General features: G+C 61.3%; 15 protein-coding genes. 10 read left to right on the top strand and 5 right to left on the bottom strand.

The genetic code is table 11. The annotated features are described in order from the left end of the window. Positions 1 to 5 precede the first annotated feature (5 nt). Together plsY and dprA are read left to right on the top strand one after the other, a co-directional pair. Positions 6 to 641 carry a glycerol-3-phosphate 1-O-acyltransferase PlsY gene (gene plsY / locus B7H23_RS13710; protein ID WP_094078015.1) on the top strand — a complete coding sequence of 212 codons (636 nt, stop codon included), beginning with the start codon at positions 6 to 8 and terminating at the stop codon, positions 639 to 641. After that, on the top strand, positions 625 to 1,770 hold the full coding sequence (dprA, locus tag B7H23_RS13715; protein WP_094078016.1) for a DNA-processing protein DprA: 1,146 nt from the start codon (positions 625 to 627) through the stop codon (positions 1,768 to 1,770). Before plsY ends, dprA begins: the two co-directional genes overlap by 17 nt. A 21-nt stretch (positions 1,771 to 1,791) precedes the next feature. Here the strand turns inward: dprA and B7H23_RS13720 are convergent, their stop codons facing one another. Beyond that, on the bottom strand, positions 1,792 to 2,022 hold the full coding sequence (locus B7H23_RS13720) for a hypothetical protein (protein ID WP_094078017.1): 231 nt from the start codon (positions 2,020 to 2,022) through the stop codon (positions 1,792 to 1,794). A gap of 257 nt (positions 2,023 to 2,279) precedes the next feature. Here B7H23_RS13720 and topA point away from each other — a divergent pair, with 257 nt between their 5' ends. The 5 genes from topA (at position 2,280) to rpmG (ending at position 8,749) form a co-directional block, all read left to right on the top strand. Beyond that, positions 2,280 to 4,910, top strand: a complete 2,631-nt coding sequence (gene topA, locus B7H23_RS13725; protein WP_094078018.1) for a type I DNA topoisomerase — start codon at positions 2,280 to 2,282, stop codon at positions 4,908 to 4,910. Next, positions 4,910 to 7,231 carry a ribonuclease R gene (gene rnr, locus B7H23_RS13730; protein WP_094078019.1) on the top strand — a complete coding sequence of 774 codons (2,322 nt, stop codon included), beginning with the start codon at positions 4,910 to 4,912 and terminating at the stop codon, positions 7,229 to 7,231. The genes topA and rnr overlap by 1 nt, the downstream gene beginning before the upstream one ends. Continuing rightward, complete coding sequence (locus B7H23_RS13735) at positions 7,228 to 7,686, top strand: DUF983 domain-containing protein (protein WP_240535114.1); 459 nt, start codon at positions 7,228 to 7,230, stop codon at positions 7,684 to 7,686. Before rnr ends, B7H23_RS13735 begins: the two co-directional genes overlap by 4 nt. Continuing rightward, positions 7,683 to 8,465, top strand: coding sequence for an NUDIX hydrolase (locus tag B7H23_RS13740; RefSeq protein ID WP_240535115.1), 783 nt, complete (start codon positions 7,683 to 7,685; stop codon positions 8,463 to 8,465). The genes B7H23_RS13735 and B7H23_RS13740 overlap by 4 nt, the downstream gene beginning before the upstream one ends. Positions 8,466 to 8,581: 116 nt before the next feature. After that, positions 8,582 to 8,749 carry a 50S ribosomal protein L33 gene (gene rpmG / locus B7H23_RS13745; protein ID WP_094078020.1) on the top strand — a complete coding sequence of 56 codons (168 nt, stop codon included), beginning with the start codon at positions 8,582 to 8,584 and terminating at the stop codon, positions 8,747 to 8,749. Positions 8,750 to 9,175: 426 nt separating this feature from the next. Here the strand turns inward: rpmG and B7H23_RS13750 are convergent, their stop codons facing one another. Both B7H23_RS13750 and B7H23_RS13755 read right to left on the bottom strand, forming a co-directional pair. Then, a complete protein-coding gene (locus tag B7H23_RS13750) occupies positions 9,176 to 10,546 on the bottom strand; it encodes a PleD family two-component system response regulator (RefSeq protein WP_094078021.1) in 1,371 nt (456 codons plus the stop codon). A 38-nt stretch (positions 10,547 to 10,584) separates the two neighbouring features. After that, entirely contained in the window at positions 10,585 to 10,956 is a 372-nt protein-coding gene (locus tag B7H23_RS13755) for a response regulator (RefSeq protein ID WP_094078022.1), read from the bottom strand. Positions 10,957 to 11,146: 190 nt separating this feature from the next. On the opposite strand from B7H23_RS13755, the gene B7H23_RS13760 reads away from it, so the two are divergent. The 3 genes from B7H23_RS13760 (at position 11,147) to B7H23_RS13770 (ending at position 13,508) form a co-directional block, all read left to right on the top strand. After that, positions 11,147 to 11,440 carry a DUF3572 domain-containing protein gene (locus B7H23_RS13760; RefSeq protein ID WP_094078023.1) on the top strand — a complete coding sequence of 98 codons (294 nt, stop codon included), beginning with the start codon at positions 11,147 to 11,149 and terminating at the stop codon, positions 11,438 to 11,440. Beyond that, complete coding sequence (locus B7H23_RS13765; RefSeq protein WP_094078024.1) at positions 11,437 to 12,087, top strand: hypothetical protein; 651 nt, start codon at positions 11,437 to 11,439, stop codon at positions 12,085 to 12,087. Before B7H23_RS13760 ends, B7H23_RS13765 begins: the two co-directional genes overlap by 4 nt. Before the next feature lie 95 nt (positions 12,088 to 12,182). After that, complete coding sequence (locus B7H23_RS13770; RefSeq protein WP_094078025.1) at positions 12,183 to 13,508, top strand: DNA polymerase IV; 1,326 nt, start codon at positions 12,183 to 12,185, stop codon at positions 13,506 to 13,508. On the opposite strand, the gene alaS is transcribed toward B7H23_RS13770, so the two are convergent. Together alaS and recA are read right to left on the bottom strand one after the other, a co-directional pair. After that, positions 13,505 to 16,162, bottom strand: coding sequence for an alanine--tRNA ligase (alaS, locus tag B7H23_RS13775; RefSeq protein WP_094078026.1), 2,658 nt, complete (start codon positions 16,160 to 16,162; stop codon positions 13,505 to 13,507). The genes B7H23_RS13770 and alaS overlap by 4 nt on opposite strands. A gap of 186 nt (positions 16,163 to 16,348) precedes the next feature. Beyond that, entirely contained in the window at positions 16,349 to 17,434 is a 1,086-nt protein-coding gene (gene recA / locus B7H23_RS13780) for a recombinase RecA (protein ID WP_094078027.1), read from the bottom strand. Positions 17,435 to 17,577: the final 143 nt, after the last annotated feature.

The following is a 17,577-nucleotide window of genomic DNA, read 5'->3' on the forward strand; positions in this document are numbered from 1 at the left end:
TCAAGATGGAACTATCGGTCGAGACGCTGGCGATGACCCTTTTGGCCCTGGCCGGCGGCTATCTCTGCGGGTCGGTGCCATTCGGTCTCCTTTTTACCCGGATGGCGGGGCTCGGCGATATTCGCGCCATCGGTTCGGGCAATATCGGCATGACCAATGTCCTTCGGACCGGCAATAAGGGCCTCGCGGCGCTGACCCTTCTGGCCGACGCGCTGAAGGGCACCCTGCCCGTCCTCCTCGCGCTCTGGTGGGGCCGCCAAAACGCCATGGGGCCTTACCCGGCCATGGGCGCCGGGCTCGGCGCGTTTCTCGGCCATCTCTATCCGGTCTGGCTCGGATTCAAGGGCGGCAAGGGCGTTGCGACCTATCTGGGCGTTCTGCTGGGACTGGCCTGGCCAGGCTTTCTCGTCTTTGTCGCAGCATGGGTCGGCTGCGCGGTCGTTACACGTATTTCCTCCCTCTCCGCGCTGATCGCCACGCTGGCCGTGCCCATCGTTCTTCTTCTTTTCGGTTACGGGCCGATCGCGTGGTTCTTTCTTCTGATGAGCCTCATCGTTTACGCCAAGCATCACGCCAATATCCGCCGCCTACTGGACGGCACCGAACCGCGTATGGGGCAGAAGCGTGAAGCGGCGGGTTGAGGAGGCTTCCAGGGAACGACCGCGCCTTTCGGCCCGGCAGCGGTTTGCCTGGCTGCGCCTGATCCGCAGCGAGAATGTCGGTCCAGCGAGTTTCCGCGCCCTGATCAACCGATACGGCTCGGCGGAGCTGGCCCTTGCGGCCCTGCCTGAACTGGCGGCACGTGGCGGCGCGAAGAAACTGCCGCGCATTGCCGATGAGAGCGAGGTTCAACGCGAACTGGAGACCGCGGAACGGCTCGGCTTCCGCTTTGTCGCCATTGGCGAGCCGGACTATCCCTTCATTCTCTCACGCACGGAATTGCCGCCGCCCATTCTGTGCCTTTCGGGCTCCGCCAAGGTTTTCGAAACGTCGCTGGTCGGGATTGTCGGTGCGCGAAACGCCTCGATCACCGGAACCAAGATGGCGCGCAAGATCGCTGCCGAACTCGGCGAAGCCGGCTATGGCACGGTCTCCGGACTGGCGCGCGGGATCGACGCCGCCGCGCACCAGGCCGCTCTACCCTTCGGCACGGTCGCGGTTCTCGCTGGCGGACTGGATCAGCCCTATCCGCAGGAGAATATCCCGCTCATGGAGGCGATCGTCGAACAGTGCGGCGCAATCGTCAGCGAAATGCCCCTTGGATGGCGGGCAACGGCACGCGATTTCCCGCGGCGCAACCGAATCGTCGCCGCACTCGGCCTCGGCCTCGTTGTCATCGAAGCGGCAAAAAGGTCCGGCTCGCTGATTTCGGCGCGGCTGGCCGGCGAACTCGGACGCGACGTCTTCGCCGTGCCCGGCTCCCCGCTCGACCCGCGAAGCGAGGGCAGCAACAGGTTGATCCGCGAGGGTGCGACGCTGGTCACGTGCGCGGCTGACATCGTCGAGGATCTTAGACCCCAACAAAGCGTTCTGGACAGCGATTCCTCGCTCGCGGCAGACGAGCCGGAACAACCTGCATATGAGCCGAATGAGGACGAGCGCGAGCGGATTATCGATGTGCTGGACTTTTCGCCCGTCGAGATCGACGAACTCATTCGCCATACGGGTTTGCCCGCTTCAGCAGTGCTGGCAAACCTACTGGAACTCGACCTTGCCGGCCGTATTCAACGGCTACCTGGGAATCGCGTTCAACGCCTGCCGGACGAATAGGCGCCAATCGTTGACCACGCGTCAGCTTAGATGGCGCCGAATAGAGATGGGAAGATCACCCAATTTCGTATCCTTCTTTCCGGTCAGCCGGCCGGGCCGCTCGCCACGTAGAACGTCGCTGCATTCAATGTAGGACATCTCGATCATGTAAGCCAAAATGTCATACCTTTCGGCCTGCGCTAGCGTATACAGTTCGCGGAGCATCGTCTGGATGTAATCGAGCGTCTCTGTCCTGCTATTCTGGCTCGCCATGACGGCTCCTCTATCTCGACTGGCTTATGGTTGCATATTTATTATTACACCCCTTTAGATTGTAAAGAAAAATTTCCTACCGCGTCGGAGATATGTCTTTTCGGGCCCGCTCCGGGCTGCCTTGGAGATGCGGACGGTTCGTTTTGCAGAAACTTGAAACTTGTCGAGCGTGTGCGGCGCACTTGACCCAATGCGTTCGTCCCGCCATGTGAAGCGCCACTCGCATCGCATGGCGGTGCCCCAACATTGGAAGTTTCATGGACGTCGTCGTCGTCGAATCGCCTGCCAAGGCCAAAACCATCAACAAATATCTGGGTAAGGGCTACAAGGTCCTGGCCTCTTATGGCCATGTACGGGATCTGCCGCCCAAGGATGGTTCGGTTCGTCCCGACGAAGACTTTGCCATGAGCTGGCAGGTCGACAGTGCATCCAACAAGCGGCTGACGGAAATCGCCAAGGCATTGAAGGATGCCGACAATTTGATCCTCGCAACCGACCCCGACCGCGAGGGCGAGGCCATTTCCTGGCATGTGCTGGACGTGCTCAACAAGAAGCGCGCGCTGAAGGACAAGCCGGTCAGCCGCGTCGTCTTCAATGCCATCACCAAGAAAAGCGTGCTGGAGGCGATGGCCAATCCACGCCGGATCGACGACGATCTGGTCAATGCCTATCTGGCGCGCCGAGCGCTCGATTATCTGTTTGGCTTCACGCTGTCGCCGGTGCTCTGGCGCAAGCTGCCCGGCAGCCGTTCGGCGGGGCGGGTCCAGTCCGTCGCGCTGCGTCTCGTTTGCAGCCGCGAAGCGGAAATCGAGCGCTTTATTCGCGAAGATTACTGGATGGTGGCCGGCACCTTCCTGACACCGCGCGGCGACAGCTTCTCGGCGCGTCTGACGACATTCGACGGCAAGCGGACCAACAAGCTCGACATCAGGGACGAAGATCACGCCAAGCGGATCGAGACCGTCCTAAACCAGTCGGCGTTCCGCGTTGAAAGCGTCGAGGCGAAACCCGGCAAGCGCAATCCCGGACCGCCCTTCACGACATCGACGCTTCAGCAGGCCGCCTCGTCGCGCATGGGGTTCGGCGCCTCGCGCACCATGCAGGTCGCCCAGCGCCTCTATGAGGGCGTCGACATCGGTGGCGAGACAGCCGGTCTGATTACCTATATGCGAACGGATGGCGTGCAGATGGCGCCGGAAGCCGTCAGCGATGCGCGCTCGGCCATCGGCGCGGAGTTCGGCGAGCGCTACGTGCCGGAAAAGCCGCGCCATTATTCCACCAAGGCCAAGAACGCCCAGGAGGCGCACGAAGCGATCCGCCCGACCGACTTCACGCGCACGCCGGCCAGCGTGAAGCGCTTCCTCGATCCCGACCAGTTCAGGCTCTACGATCTGGTCTGGAAGCGGGCCATCGCCAGCCAGATGGCCGCCGCCGACCTCGAGCGCACCACGGTGGAACTGATTGCCTCCGGCGGCGGTGCGCCGGCCACGTTGCGCGCCAATGGCCAGGTCATCCGTTTCGACGGCTTTCTCGCCGCCTATACCGATCAGCGCGATGAAGACGATAAAGGCGACGATGAGAACGACGATCGCCGTCTGCCGGAAATCCGCGCTAACGAAGACGCCGAACGCAAGGCGATCGAGGTCACCAAATCGACCACCGAGCCGCCGCCGCGCTATTCCGAGGCCAGCCTCATCAAGAAGATGGAAGAGCTCGGTATCGGCCGCCCTTCGACCTATGCCGCGACACTCCAAACCCTGCAGGATCGCAATTACGTCAAGGTCGAAAGCCGTAAGCTGGTGCCGGAATCGCGCGGACGCATCGTCACGGCCTTTCTGGAAAACTTCTTCGACAAATATGTCGAATATGATTTCACCGCCGGGCTGGAACAGGAGCTCGACCAGATCTCCGACGGTAAGGCGTCCTGGAAAGAGGTGCTGGCGCGCTTCTGGCGCGACTTCTCGTCCCATGTCGACGATACGAAAGAGCTGCGCGTCTCCGACGTGCTCGACCGGCTGAACGACGAGCTGGCGACCGTCGCATTTCCCGATCGGGGCGATGGCAGCAATCCACGGACCTGCCCGAAATGCGGCAATGGCGAATTGTCGCTCAAGCTCGGCAAGTTCGGCGCCTTCGTCGGCTGCTCGAACTATCCCGATTGCAGCTTCACCCGCCAGCTCGACGGCCCGCCGGAAGGCGATGGCGCGGCCGCCGGCCTCGATGACGGGCCGAAGGTTCTGGGCACCGATCCGCATACCGGCGAAGAGATCACATTACGCTCCGGGCGCTTTGGGCCCTATGTCCAGCGCGGAGAAGGCAAGGAGGCCAAACGCGGCTCGATCCCGAAAGGCTGGGCAGTCGAAGATATCGACCATGAAAAAGCGCTGGCGCTCGTCAATCTGCCGCGCGATGTGGGCCAGCATCCCGAAAGCGGAAAGATGATCTCCGCCGGGATCGGGCGCTACGGACCGTTCCTGCTGCATGATGGCAAATATGCCAATCTGGAAACGGTGGAGGATGTCTTCTCCATCGGCATCAATCGGGCGGTCACGGTGATCGCCGAGAAGGCGAAGAATGGCGGACGCGGACGGGCCAAGGCCGCGGCGCTCAAGGAACTGGGCGACCACCCCGATGGCGGCGCGATGACCGTACGCGACGGGCGCTACGGGCCTTACGTCAATTGGGGCAAGGTCAACGCCACCCTGCCGAAGGGCAAGGACCCGGCGAGCGTGACGGTGGAGGACGCGCTTCAGCTGATCGCGGCGAAGATCGAAAAGGGCGGCGGCAAAAAGACTGCTGCCAAGAAATCGCCCGCCAAAAAGAAGGCGCCTGCGAAGAAGAAGGCTCCCGTCAAAAAGAAGACCGCCGCCACGGCGAAAGAGGTCTGATGGCGAAGAGCAAGGGCCAAAGTGTTTCGTCGAAACGGGTGAAGGCCGTGCCGGATCGCGACACCATTCTCGCCTATCTGAAAGACAATCCGCACGCAGCGAGCCGGCGCGAGATCGCCCGGCATTTCGGGATCAAGGGTGCCGAGCGGGCGGTTCTGCGCGATCTGCTACACGAAATGGCCGATGAGGGCTTGCTGGACGCCGAAGGGCGGAAAATGCGGATACCGGGACAACTGCCGCCTGTCACGCCGATCGTCATCATCGGTCGCGACGCCGATGGCGGTCTGATGGCGCGGCCTCGCAACTGGGATCAGGACGCCGACGGTTTCCCACCCGCCATCGCCGTCAAGCTGCGCAAGGATGAGCGCCGCCCGCCCGGCATCGGCGATGAGGCGCTGGCGAAAATCTTTCCCGCCAAGGGCGAGGAGGGCGTGTCCTACACCGCGCGGATCATCAAGATTTTCGACAGGGCGGAAGGGCGTGTTCTGGGCGTCGTCCGCCGGTTGCAGGATGGTTCCTTCCGGCTCGAGCCGGTGGAGCGGCGGCAGGATGAATTGGTTCTTTCGGAAGGCGGGCTTTCCGGGGCGAAGCCCGGCGATCTGGTCGAAGTGTCTCCGAACCGTGGCAATCGACGTGGCCTCGCCACAGGGTCGGTCGAAGAGGTGATCGGACAGCTCGGCACCGAGCGCGCGATTTCCGCCATCGCCATCCACGCCCATGGCATTCCGCACGTCTTCCCGGACGATGTGCTGGCGGAGGCGAAGAAGGCCGAACCGGTCTCGGCCAAGGGCCGCGAGGATTGGCGCGATGTGCCGCTCATCACCATCGATCCCGCCGACGCCAAGGATCACGACGATGCGGTCTTCGCCGAACCCGATACGGACGAAAGGAACCCCGGCGGACAGATCGTGACCGTCGCCATCGCCGATGTCGCCGCCTATGTCCGGCCCGGCTCGGCCATGGATCGCGAAGCGCTGAAGCGTGGCAATTCGGTCTATTTTCCGGATCGGGTGGTGCCGATGCTGCCGGAGCGCATCTCCAACGATCTGTGTTCGCTGCGCGAAGGCGAAGACCGCCCTGCCCTCGCCGTTCGCATGACATTCGATTCGGGCGGGCGGAAAATCCGCCATTCCTTCCATCGCGTGCTGATGCGCTCGCCGGCGAAACTGGCCTATGAGGATGCGCAGACCGCAATCGACGGCGCGCCGGACGACAAGACCGCGCCGCTTCTGACCACCGTTCTGGAGCCGCTCTGGGCGGCCTATCGCGTTCTGTCACAGGGACGCAAAAGCCGCGGGCCGCTCGAACTGGACCTGCCGGAACGCAAGATCCGCCTTAAAGAGGACGGTACGATCGACCGAATCGAGGTGCCGCCACGGCTCGATGCACACCGGCTGATCGAAGAGTTCATGATCCAGGCCAATGTCTGCGCCGCCGAAACGCTGGAGCGCAAGAAGCATCCACTGATCTACAGGGTGCACGACGAGCCCTCGCTCGCAAAGCAGGAGGTGCTGCGTGAGTTTCTGAAGTCCATCGGCCAGTCGTTGCAGCGCGGGCCGGCGCTCAACTCCAGCGCCTTCAATGGCATTCTGGAGCGGAGTCGCGGCGGACCCTACGAGGCAATGGCCTCGGAGATCGTGCTGCGCACACAGAGCCAAGCCGTCTACAGCCCTTACAATCTGGGTCATTTCGGCCTGTCGCTTGCGCGCTACGCGCATTTCACCTCACCCATCCGCCGCTATGCCGACCTCATCGTGCACCGCGCGCTGATTTCGGCGCTCGGCCTCGGCGATGACGGCCTGTCCGACGAAAAGCAGGAGCGTCTCGACGACATCGCCGCTTTGATTTCCGGCACCGAGCGCCGCGCCATGGTCGCCGAACGGGAGACCGTCGACCGTCTGACCGCCGGCTTCCTGGCCGAACGGATCGGCGAGCGGTTCGATGGCCGGATTACCGGCGTGACAAAGAGTGGTCTGTTCGTCCAGCTCGATCAATTCGGCGCCGATGGCTTCGTGCCCATCTCATCGCTGGGCCATGAGTACTACCATTACGATGAATCGGCTTTCGCACTAATCGGCGACGAGACGGGGCTTGGCTGGCGCATCGGTGATCCTGTAGAGATCAAGCTGCTGGAGGTTCAGCCGCTTGCAGGATCTATTTTGCTCGAAATGCAAAGCGAACCCCATAAACTGGATGGTATCGGCCCTTCCCGCAGCAAAGCGCGGGCCGGCCAAAGACGCATCCGTGCGGCCAACGCCAAAGGCAAGAGCGGCACAGGAAACAGAAAGGTCCGCAAGGGCCGAAGTGGAGGCAAGCGGTGACCGACAACAACATCTCCCACTATGGGGGCGAAAACCATACGGGCCGTCCGGACCGCCCGCTCGGCAGGGCCATGCTGCGCGGTGCGGCAATGCGGTGCCCCAGTTGTGGCGAAGGCAAGCTCTTTGCAAGCTACGTCAAGACTGTGGATCGCTGCGAACACTGCGACGAATCGATCTTTCATCATCGCGCGGACGATCTGCCGGCCTATCTCGTGGTCTTCATCGTCGGCCATATCGTTGTCGGGGCCTATATGGGCGCCGAAGCGATTGTCGACTGGTCGATGGTGACGCACATGGTCGTGTGGAGCGTCGTGACCATCCTGTCGGTGATCGCCATGCTGCCGCCAATCAAGGGTGCGGTCGTCGGGCTGCAATGGGCGCTCTACATGCATGGCTTCGGTGGCGAACCCGATATGATTGACGATCACCCAGCCGATCCAAGGAGCGGTTCTTGACGGATTTTACGTCGCAACTGCCCAAAGGCGCGCCGAAAGATCCACGCGGGGACGATCCTGCCGATATGCGCCGGGGCAAGGGCCCGAGCCTTCGCCCTCGCGATGCCGGCACTCTGCTCATTCTCGACCGGTCCAAAGGCGAGGTTCGCGTGCTTGTCGGCAAGCGCCACGGCAAACATGCCTTCATGGCCAATCGATATGTGTTTCCCGGCGGGCGCACCGATCCCTGCGATTCGCGGGTGACCATCGGCAAGGCCCAGCAATTGCGCTCGGACGATCTGGAAAAACTGACAAGCAGCACGGCCAAGCGTTTTTCGGCGCGGCGCGCAATGGCGACGGCCCTGTCGGCCGTTCGCGAAAGCTACGAAGAAGCCGGACTGATGATCGGCGCGCCGGAACAGACGGTTGCCCGGTTTCCATCCGGCTGGGAAGCCTTTGGCGAGCATAACGTGATGCCGGACCTTTCCAGGCTGCGCTTCGTCGCCCGCGCGATCACCCCTCCCGGCCGGGTCCGGCGCTTCGACACACGCTTTTTCACCTGCTGGCGTGACGAAGCGGTCGCCCACGAACTGCCGGAGGGCGGTCCGACCCAGGAACTGTCCGATCTTGTCTGGATGCCTCTAGGCGAAGCTTTGGCCAGCGATAAACTGCCGGGCATCACCCGCATCATCGTCGCCCATCTGGCCGAACGGTTGGAGGCAGACCCCGATCTGCGCGGTTCGATGCCCGTCCCGGTCCATTTCGAGCGCCATGGAGAGATGGTTCTGGAGCGGATATGACGCCTGTGCTTGACTTTACCGCTCCGATCTTTATTGGTCCGCGCAGATTTGTCGGCGGGCGAATGACGCGCCCTTTGGCGCGTTTGCAATTTCTCTAACAGTCGGAAAGCAAGACCATGGCGAAGGCCACGACCATCAAGATCAAGCTGCAGTCCACGGCGGATACCGGTTTCTTCTACGTTGCCAAGAAAAACAGCCGGACCATGACGGAAAAAATGGTGAAGCGGAAATACGATCCGGTTGCCAAGAAGCACGTCGAATTTCGTGAAGCCAAGATCAAGTAACAACGCTTCTCATCATCGGAAAGCGTTTCGAGCCGGACGTGCACGCGTCCGGCTTTTTGATGTTTACCCGATAGTTGCCTGACGATGTTCAAGTTGTTTCTGAAGTCGGTCTGCCGTAGCGGGTTTGATTCGACCCGTTAGGCCTATTGAGGTGGATTCCTTCCGATTGGTCGTGGAACGCTATGGAAGGAGCCGGCCGACAGACACTCACGGTACGAGGAAACCGATAAGAATGCTGTCGACCGACTGACCCCAAGAACCCAGGAGATGCGGCGGACCTGAGCATCAAGGGGTGTTCTTTCGAAACAGGACGAATGCGTCTGTTTCATAATAATACGATTCGTCAAGTGGGCACGAAAATCAACCGGTTCTTAAGAATATCGGTCGGAAAGCGGCTGGGTTGGTTAATATTGGGACATGTAGAACTCAAGCTGCATCGGCGATGACGCGATTGCGGCCGCTATCCTTGGCTGCATAGAGGGCAAGGTCTGCGCGCTTCAGCAGCGAGCTGGCCGTTTCTTCATCTCCCACTACGGATGACACGCCAATGGAAACGGTCAAATCGATGTCGGGCTTGCCAGGACCGAGCGCGAAAGGCGCGGCTTCGATGGCCATGCGAAGGCGTTCGGCCACCTGCCGGGCCGTCTGCTGATCCGTCTCCGGCATGATGATGATGAATTCTTCGCCGCCATAGCGGCAGGCCAGATCCATTCCGCGCACATTGCGGCGAAGGCGCTGGGCGAATTCGCGGAGCACCGTATCGCCGCCATCATGGCCGTGAATGTCGTTGACCTGCTTGAAGTGATCGAGATCCATCATCATCACAGAAAGCGGCGCCTGGCGCTTTGCCGCTCTGTCGAAGAGGGTCTGAAGATGGCCCTCCAGATAGCGCCGGTTGTGCAGCCCCGTTAGCGGATCGGTGATCGCCAGTTGCAGCGTTTCGGTAAGGCTGGCGCGCAAACCTTCATGAAAATGCTTGCGCTTCAACTGCGTGGTGATGCGGGCCTTCAGTTCCTGCGGCTCGACCGGTCGGGTGACGTAGTCGTTCAACCCGAGTTCAAGGGCTCGCATCACCAGATCGCTTTCTTCCGGGTTGGCGATGAGCATAAGTGGCGTGAAACGCGTGCGTTCGACAGAACGCAACTGGGCGATAATGCGAAGCGGATCGTAATTCTTGAAGCCCGTCGCGATCATGACCAGGTCGGGCTGGCCCTCCACGGCGTCGAAAAAACCGGCCTGGGGATCGTTCTGATGTTGGACCGTGGCCCAGCCATCCAGAACGGATGAAAGGCCCAGAGTGGACCCATCCCTTTCATCGACCAGAAGGATGGAAGGCTGATGTGCCGCTTCGTCGGCGCCGCTCAGAAGGGTTTTGATGGCGATCGTGCGCGACGTGGCGGCTCGCAGCCGCAACTCGTCGGAGAGGTTCTTCAACCGTACCAGGCTTTTGACCCTTGTCAGAAGCTGCATGGTATCCACCGGCTTGGTCAGGAAATCGTCGGCGCCAGCCTGAAGGCCACGCACGCGATCGCTCTGCTGGTCCAGCGCGGTGACCATCACGACGGGAATATGCGCCGTATCCGGTTCGGCTTTCAACCGCCGGCAGACTTCGTAGCCGTCCATATCCGGCATCATGATGTCGAGTAGCACGACATCGATGGGCTGCTCGGCACATGCCGCCAGCGCTTGCGGTCCGCTTTCGGCTGTCACGACATCGAAATACTCGGCACTCAGCCGCGTCTGCAAGAGCAGGACATTGGCTGGAACGTCGTCGACCACCAGTATTCGGGCTGTCATCGCTCTCCCCCCGCTATACGTCGCGATAATCGCATCATTCAGCCGTCGCCCAGATAAGAGCGGATCGTTTCCATGAAGGATCCGACAGCGATCGGTTTTGAGATATACGCTTCGCAACCACCCTGGCGAATGCGTTCTTCATCGCCCTTCATCGCGAAGGCCGTGACAGCGATGACCGGTATCGTGTGCAATTCATCGTCCTGTTTCAACCATTTCGTCACTTCGAGTCCGGACAGGCCCGGCAACTGAATATCCATCAGAATCAGATCGGGACGATGCTCGCGCGCCAAGTCCAATGCATCCTGGCCGTTGCGCGTGCGGACGGTTTCATAGCCCGACGCTTCGATGAGATCGCGAAAGAGCTTCATATTCAGCTCGTTATCCTCGACGATCATCACGGTTTTGGCCATGAACGCCCTCTTTCGCTTTCATTCCAACTCATCACATGCCGAAGTGCCGGTTCTCATGCATGTGAACAATTCGAACGCAGAATAGCGCGATTTGATTGATGAAACGCAAACTGGCGCTTATTCCAAACTACAACCTTCCCTACCCTACATATCGCGCAGTTCGACAATGCGACACGACGAGGAACGCCGCATGGCAAACGACCGATCAAGCGAAGCCGAAGAAATCGCCATAGCTGCGCTCGGTCATATCGCGGCCGACCCCATTCTTCTGCCGCGCTTTCTTTCGCTCACCGGCATCACGATCTCCGAAATTCGTCCCGCTGCGGAAGAGCCGGGGTTTCTCGGCGGCGTCCTGGCCTTCATCCTGGCGCATGAACCGACATTGATGGAGTTTTCAGCGCAATCTGGGATCGAAGCTGAAAGGGTGGCCAAGGCGGCGCGGCGCCTGCCTGGCGGCCAGGATGACTGGGACCGGCAGCCATGAGCGACGATCCGGATACGCGCCGGCAGATCGAATCGATTGCCGAGGACAACCGGCCTCTTCTCGTTCTCGACGTGGACGAGGTGGTTCTGGAGTTTCTCGGCCCGTTCATGCGCTGGCTGGAATCGGAGGGATTTTCCTTCCGGGCCCAATCGTTCGCCCTCAACGGCAATATTTTCGACTCGGAGGGAAGCGCCGCCGCCAAAGAGACCGTCGAAAGCCTGATCACCCGGTTTTTCGAAGTGCAGCACGAATGGCAAATCCTCGCGCCAGGTTTTTCGGACGCGCTGGATTCGCTGTCACAAAAAGCGCAGATCGTCTTGCTGACGGCCATGCCACACCGGCATTTTGCGGCGCGGGAAGCGCTTTTGACATCGCTTAGCGTGCCCTACCCCCTCGTCACCACCGAAAAGGCCAAGGGGCCTGCCGTATCGCTGTTGCATGGCGGGCGGGACGCGCCCGTCGCGTTCATCGACGACATGGCTTATAATCTGTTGTCGGTAGCAAAAGCTCTTCCAAGCGCAACACTGATCCATCTGATGGCGCATCGGCCAATGCGGGACCTGATGCCACCATTGCCCGATTCGATCATCGCGGCAGAGGATTGGCCGATGGCGGCCAGGAAAGCGCGGGAGGCGCTGGGCATCTAGGTTAGCCCATCGACCGTTGGCGCGTGCGCCGATCCGGCGCTAGATTGTATGGCGACGCCTTATCACCGCAGTCTCAACCGGCAGGCTTTCGATTCATGATACGCGACATCGCTCAGGGATTTTGCCGCGATTGTCTCGAAACGCTGCCTCGCACGGCCAAGCGTTGTTCATATTGTGGCTCGCCTCGGCTGCTTCGTCATCCAGAGCTGCCGGAACTCAGCCTGGCGCATATCGATTGCGATGCTTTTTACGCCTCGGTCGAAAAGCGCGACCGGCCCGAACTGGCGGGCTCGCCCGTCATCGTCGGCGGCGGCAAACGGGGCGTCGTGACGACGGCCTGCTATCAGGCGCGAATCTCTGGGGTTCGGTCCGCCATGCCGATGTTCAAGGCGTTGAAACTGTGCCCCGAGGCCGTCATTATCCGCCCGGACATGTCGAAATACGGCCGGATCGGGCGGCAGATCCGTGCGATGATGCAGGATCTCACACCGCTCGTTCAGCCGGTTTCCATCGACGAGGCGTTTCTCGATCTTTCCGGCACGGAACGCCTTCACAATGCGCCGCCCGCTTATGTTCTAGCCCAATTCGCCCAACGTGTTCACACGGAGATCGGCATCACCGTGTCGGTCGGGCTGTCGCACAACAAATTTCTGGCAAAGCTGGCCTCCGATATGGACAAGCCACGCGGCTTTTCCATCATAGGCAGGGCCGAGACGAAGATGTTCCTGGCTGGCCTATCCGTCGGCCGATTGCCGGGTGTTGGCCCCGCCTTCCAGGCAACGTTACGGCGCGATGGCATCGAGCGTATCAGCGACCTTCAGGCCATGAGCGAAGAAGCGCTGCTACGTCGCTATGGCAATGGCGGTCAACGGCTGAAGGCGCTCTCCGAGGGACGCGACGATCGCAAGGTCGTGCCCGATCGCAATCGAAAGAGTCTCTCCTCGGAAACCACGTTCAACAGCGACATTTCGAAGCTTGACGAACTGGTGCCGATTCTTCGCAGCCTGTCGGAGAAGATCGCCGCCAAGTTGAAGGACGAAGCGCTGGCCGGACAGACCGTCGTTCTGAAACTCAAGACCTCCGATTTTCGCAACCGAACGCGCAACCGGACGCTGGCCGATCCGACACGCAGGCCGGGGCGAATTTTCGACACCGCGCTGGATCTCCTGCAGCGCGAGGTCGATGGTACGCCCTTCCGCCTGATCGGCGTTGGCCTGTCCGAACTGACCAGCGACCGATTGGCCGACCCGCCCGACCTGGTGGATCGGCGCGCGCAACGCATGGCCGATGCGGAGGAGACGATCGACCAGTTGCGCCGCCGCTTTGGCGGACGCGCCGTCGAGACCGGCTATACGTTCGGCCGCAAGATTTCACGGGGCGCCAATCTGGCGCCGAGGGACGAAGAGGCGCCCGACGATTAACCGCGGAGCGCCGCGCGCACCGCATCCAGCGCATCGGTCGCTTTGCTGGCGTCCGGGCCGCCCGCCTGCGCCATGTCCGGCCTGCCCCCGCCACCCTTGCCGCCCAGCGCGGCCGATGCTTCCCGCACCAGACTGACCGCGTCAGCCCTACCGGTCATATCGGCAGTGACGCCGACGACCACGGAAGCCTTGCCATCCTCGCCGCGGCCGATAAAGGTCACGACGCCAGAGCCTATCGTTTGCTTGGCTTCATCGACCAGCGGCTTCAGATCCTTGGGCGAAACACCATCCAGCACCCGGCCGACAAAGGCGATATCGCCAATTTTTTCCGGGCCCGTCTCAGACGACGCGGCGGAGCCACCGCCAAGGGCAAGCTTCCGCCGCGCCTCGGCCAGTTCGCGCTCCATCTTCCGACGCTCGTCTAGAATGGCGTTCAGGCGGTCGAGCGCTTCGGCCGGCGACGTTTTCAGCGCACCGGCGATCCGACGCAACCGCTCTTCCTGTTCGGCAAGGTAGCCTCTGGCCGCCTCGCCGGTCAGCGCCTCGATCCGCCGAACCCCGGAAGAGACGGCGTTTTCCGCGACGATCCGCACAAGACCGATATCGCCGGTCGCCCTGACGTGGGTGCCACCACACAGTTCGACGGACCAGGCCTTATCGCCCTCCGCGGCGGGATCGCCCATAGAGACGACGCGAACCTCGTCCCCGTACTTCTCGCCGAACAGCGCCATCGCGCCCGACTCGATGGCATCGTCGACGGCCATCAACCGGGTGGAAACGGGGCTGTTCTGGTCCACCACGGCGTTGGCGATCCGCTCGATGGTCTGCAGCTCATCGGCGCCGATGGGCTTGGGATGGGAGAAATCGAAGCGCAGCCGATCCGACGCAACCAGAGAGCCCTTCTGGGCCACATGCGTTCCCAGCGTCTGTCGTAGCGCCTCATGCAGGAGATGGGTCGCCGAATGGTTGCGGCGGATCGCCGCGCGCCGCGCGTGATCCACCCGCAATTCCAGCGCCATGCCCGGCGCAACGGTTCCCTCTTCCATCGTGACGGCATGAACGAACAAACCATCGGCGCGTTTCTGCGTGTCGGTGACACGGCCACTGACGCCATCGCCGGAAATGGTGCCGGTATCGCCGATCTGGCCGCCCGATTCGGCGTAGAACGGTGTCTGATTCAGGATGAGAAAACCGCTCTCGCCCGCCTTCAGTTCATCGCTCTCTTCGCCGCCACGGACGATCTTGAGGACGGACCCTTCGGCCTGCTCGGTTTCGTAGCCGAGAAACTCCGTCGCGCCCAGTTCGTCGCGAAGCCGGAACCAGATCTGCTCGTCGGCGGCTTCTCCCGACCCTGACCAGGCCGCACGAGCCTCGGCTTTCTGCCGCTCCATGGCAGCAGCAAAGCCATCGGTGTCGACGCCGATGGAGCGCTGGCGCAGTGCATCCTGCGTCAGATCGAGTGGAAAGCCATATGTATCGTAAAGCTTGAATGCGGTCTCGCCCGCCAGAACATCGCCTTCTCCAAGCGCCGCGCTCGCCTCCTCAAGCAGAACAAGGCCGCGGCTGAGCGTTTTGCGGAAGCGGGTCTCTTCAAGTTTCAGCGTTTCCGAAATCAGCGCTTCGGCGCGCACCAGTTCGGGAAAGGCCTGGCCCATCTCGCGGATCAGATATGGCACCAGCCGATGCATCAGCGGCTCGTCCGCGCCGAGAAGCTGGGCATGACGCATGGCGCGACGCATGATCCGGCGCAGCACGTAACCACGCCCTTCATTGGAAGGAAGGACACCATCGGCCACTAGAAAAGCGGAGGCGCGCAGATGATCGGCGATCACCTTATGGCTCGCTTGCTGCGCACCGGCGGGTTCGACGCCAGTTAACTGTGCCGAGGCCGCGATCAGCGCGCGAAACAGATCGATCTCATAATTGTCGTGAACACCTTGGAGGACAGCGGATATGCGCTCCAGACCCATACCGGTATCGATGGACGGGCGCGGCAACGACACGCGCTTGCCGGGCTCGATCTGATCGAACTGCATGAAGACGAGATTCCAGATCTCGATGAAGCGATCGCCATCCTCGTCGGGGCTGCCGGGGGGGCCGCCCGCAATGCCTTCGCCATGATCGAAGAAGATTTCGGAGCACGGCCCGCACGGACCCGTATCGCCCATGGACCAGAAATTATCGGCTGTCGCGATGCGGATGATCCGGTCGTCAGACAGGCCGGCGATCTTCTTCCAGCGATCTGCCGCCTCATCATCATCGTGATAGACCGTCACGAGAAGCCGTTCGGCCGGCAGATCGTACTCCTTCGTCAGCAGCGTCCAGGCCAGTTCGATCGCCTGCTCCTTGAAGTAGTCGCCAAAGGAGAAATTGCCGAGCATTTCGAAGAAGGTGTGATGGCGCGCTGTGTAGCCGACATTGTCCAGATCGTTGTGCTTCCCGCCGGCCCGAACGCATTTCTGCGACGAGGCCGCCGTCGAGTAGGGCCGGTGTTCAAGGCCGGTGAAAACGTTCTTGAACGGCACCATGCCGGCATTGACGAACATGAGTGTCGGATCGTTGCGCGGCACAAGCGGTGCGGAGGCCACGTTCCGATGCCCGTTCTTTTCGAAAAAGTTCAAAAAGGTCGACCGGATCTCGTTGACGCCGCTCATGCGATGATACCCTTGTTCTGCCGCCGCGACTGCCGGCGGAGGTTTGAATTTTCGGGTTTCTAGACGGACTGCAAAGGCCTGTCCATGACGATCCGGCGGCAACCGATAAAGGCGCCAGTATCGCTGTCAACGGAAAAGGCCCACTCGGGACGAACGGGCCTTTCAGTCAGAGCCAGGCGGCGCAATTTACTTGCCGGCGGCCTCATCCAGATCGTCACTGCCCGATTCGTCGGCCAGGAGACCGTCCGCAATCAGACCGGCATTCTGGCGAAGCGCCATCTCGATCTCATCGGCAATGACCGGATTGGAACGCAGGAATTCCTTGGCGTTCTCCCTGCCCTGCCCCAGACGCTGCGAATTATAGGAGAACCAGGAGCCGCTCTTTTCGACGATACCGGCCTTTACGCCCAGATCGATCAGTTCGCCTGTCTTCGAAACACCCTCGCCATACATGATGTCGAACTCGACCTGCTTGAACGGCGGCGCCATCTTGTTCTTGACGACCTTGATGCGGGTCTGGTTGCCGACCACCTCATCGCGATCCTTGACTGCCCCGATCCGACGGATGTCGAGGCGGACGGAGGCGTAGAACTTCAGCGCGTTACCGCCCGTCGTGGTTTCGGGCGAACCGAACATCACTCCGATCTTCATGCGGATCTGGTTGATGAAGATGACCATCGTGTTCGAGCGGGAGATCGAGGCGGTCAGCTTGCGAAGCGCCTGACTCATCAGACGAGCCTGCATACCGGGCAGCGAATCGCCCATCTCGCCTTCGATCTCGGCGCGCGGGGTCAACGCCGCCACCGAATCGACCACCAGAATATCGATCGCGCCGGAACGCACCAGCGTATCGGCGATTTCGAGCGCCTGCTCCCCCGTATCGGGCTGGGAGATCAGAAGATCCTCGAGCGCCACGCCAAGTTTGCGCGCGTAGACCGGATCGAGCGCATGTTCGGCATCGACGAAAGCGCAGATCCCACCACTTTTCTGCGCTTCGGCGACGGTCTGCAGCGCCATCGTGGTCTTGCCGGAACTTTCCGGCCCGTAGATTTCGATGATGCGTCCCTTCGGCAAACCACCGATGCCGAGCGCTATATCGAGCCCGAGCGAGCCGGTCGAAACCGTCTCAATCTCCACCACCTGTTCGTTCTGCCCGAGCCGCATGATGGAGCCCTTGCCGAAAGAGCGCTCGATTTGAGAAAGGGCTGCATCCAGCGCCTTTGATTTGTCCACTGTCTTATCCTCGACCAGCCGTAACGAATTCTGCGCCATTTTAGCACCCGTGCCGTTGCTTCGTTAGCCCGCCTATCGGGCTGTCCCGTATTTATCTGTATCCTTTTTGTTCTCTTTTTTCAAGTCATTCAAATCATTGATTTCGTTCGATAATACGATTTTGTTCTAGAAGCGTTCCGCCC

This window comes from Notoacmeibacter marinus (assembly GCF_002238045.1).
In the GTDB taxonomy this organism is placed as follows: Bacteria; Pseudomonadota; Alphaproteobacteria; order Rhizobiales; family Rhizobiaceae; genus Notoacmeibacter; species Notoacmeibacter marinus.

What these genes read in the sequence shown, in the direction of transcription:
- plsY (WP_094078015.1), top strand. Translation starts at nt 6, where the DNA reads ATGGAACTATCGGTCGAGACGCTGGCGATGACCCTTTTGGCCCTGGCC.
- B7H23_RS13720 (WP_094078017.1), bottom strand. Translation starts at nt 2,022, where the DNA reads ATGGCGAGCCAGAATAGCAGGACAGAGACGCTCGATTACATCCAGACG.
- topA (WP_094078018.1), top strand. Translation starts at nt 2,280, where the DNA reads ATGGACGTCGTCGTCGTCGAATCGCCTGCCAAGGCCAAAACCATCAAC.
- rnr (WP_094078019.1), top strand. Translation starts at nt 4,910, where the DNA reads ATGGCGAAGAGCAAGGGCCAAAGTGTTTCGTCGAAACGGGTGAAGGCC.
- rpmG (WP_094078020.1), top strand. Translation starts at nt 8,582, where the DNA reads ATGGCGAAGGCCACGACCATCAAGATCAAGCTGCAGTCCACGGCGGAT.
- B7H23_RS13750 (WP_094078021.1), bottom strand. Translation starts at nt 10,546, where the DNA reads ATGACAGCCCGAATACTGGTGGTCGACGACGTTCCAGCCAATGTCCTG.
- B7H23_RS13755 (WP_094078022.1), bottom strand. Translation starts at nt 10,956, where the DNA reads ATGGCCAAAACCGTGATGATCGTCGAGGATAACGAGCTGAATATGAAG.
- B7H23_RS13760 (WP_094078023.1), top strand. Translation starts at nt 11,147, where the DNA reads ATGGCAAACGACCGATCAAGCGAAGCCGAAGAAATCGCCATAGCTGCG.
- B7H23_RS13765 (WP_094078024.1), top strand. Translation starts at nt 11,437, where the DNA reads ATGAGCGACGATCCGGATACGCGCCGGCAGATCGAATCGATTGCCGAG.
- B7H23_RS13770 (WP_094078025.1), top strand. Translation starts at nt 12,183, where the DNA reads ATGATACGCGACATCGCTCAGGGATTTTGCCGCGATTGTCTCGAAACG.
- alaS (WP_094078026.1), bottom strand. Translation starts at nt 16,162, where the DNA reads ATGAGCGGCGTCAACGAGATCCGGTCGACCTTTTTGAACTTTTTCGAA.
- recA (WP_094078027.1), bottom strand. Translation starts at nt 17,434, where the DNA reads ATGGCGCAGAATTCGTTACGGCTGGTCGAGGATAAGACAGTGGACAAA.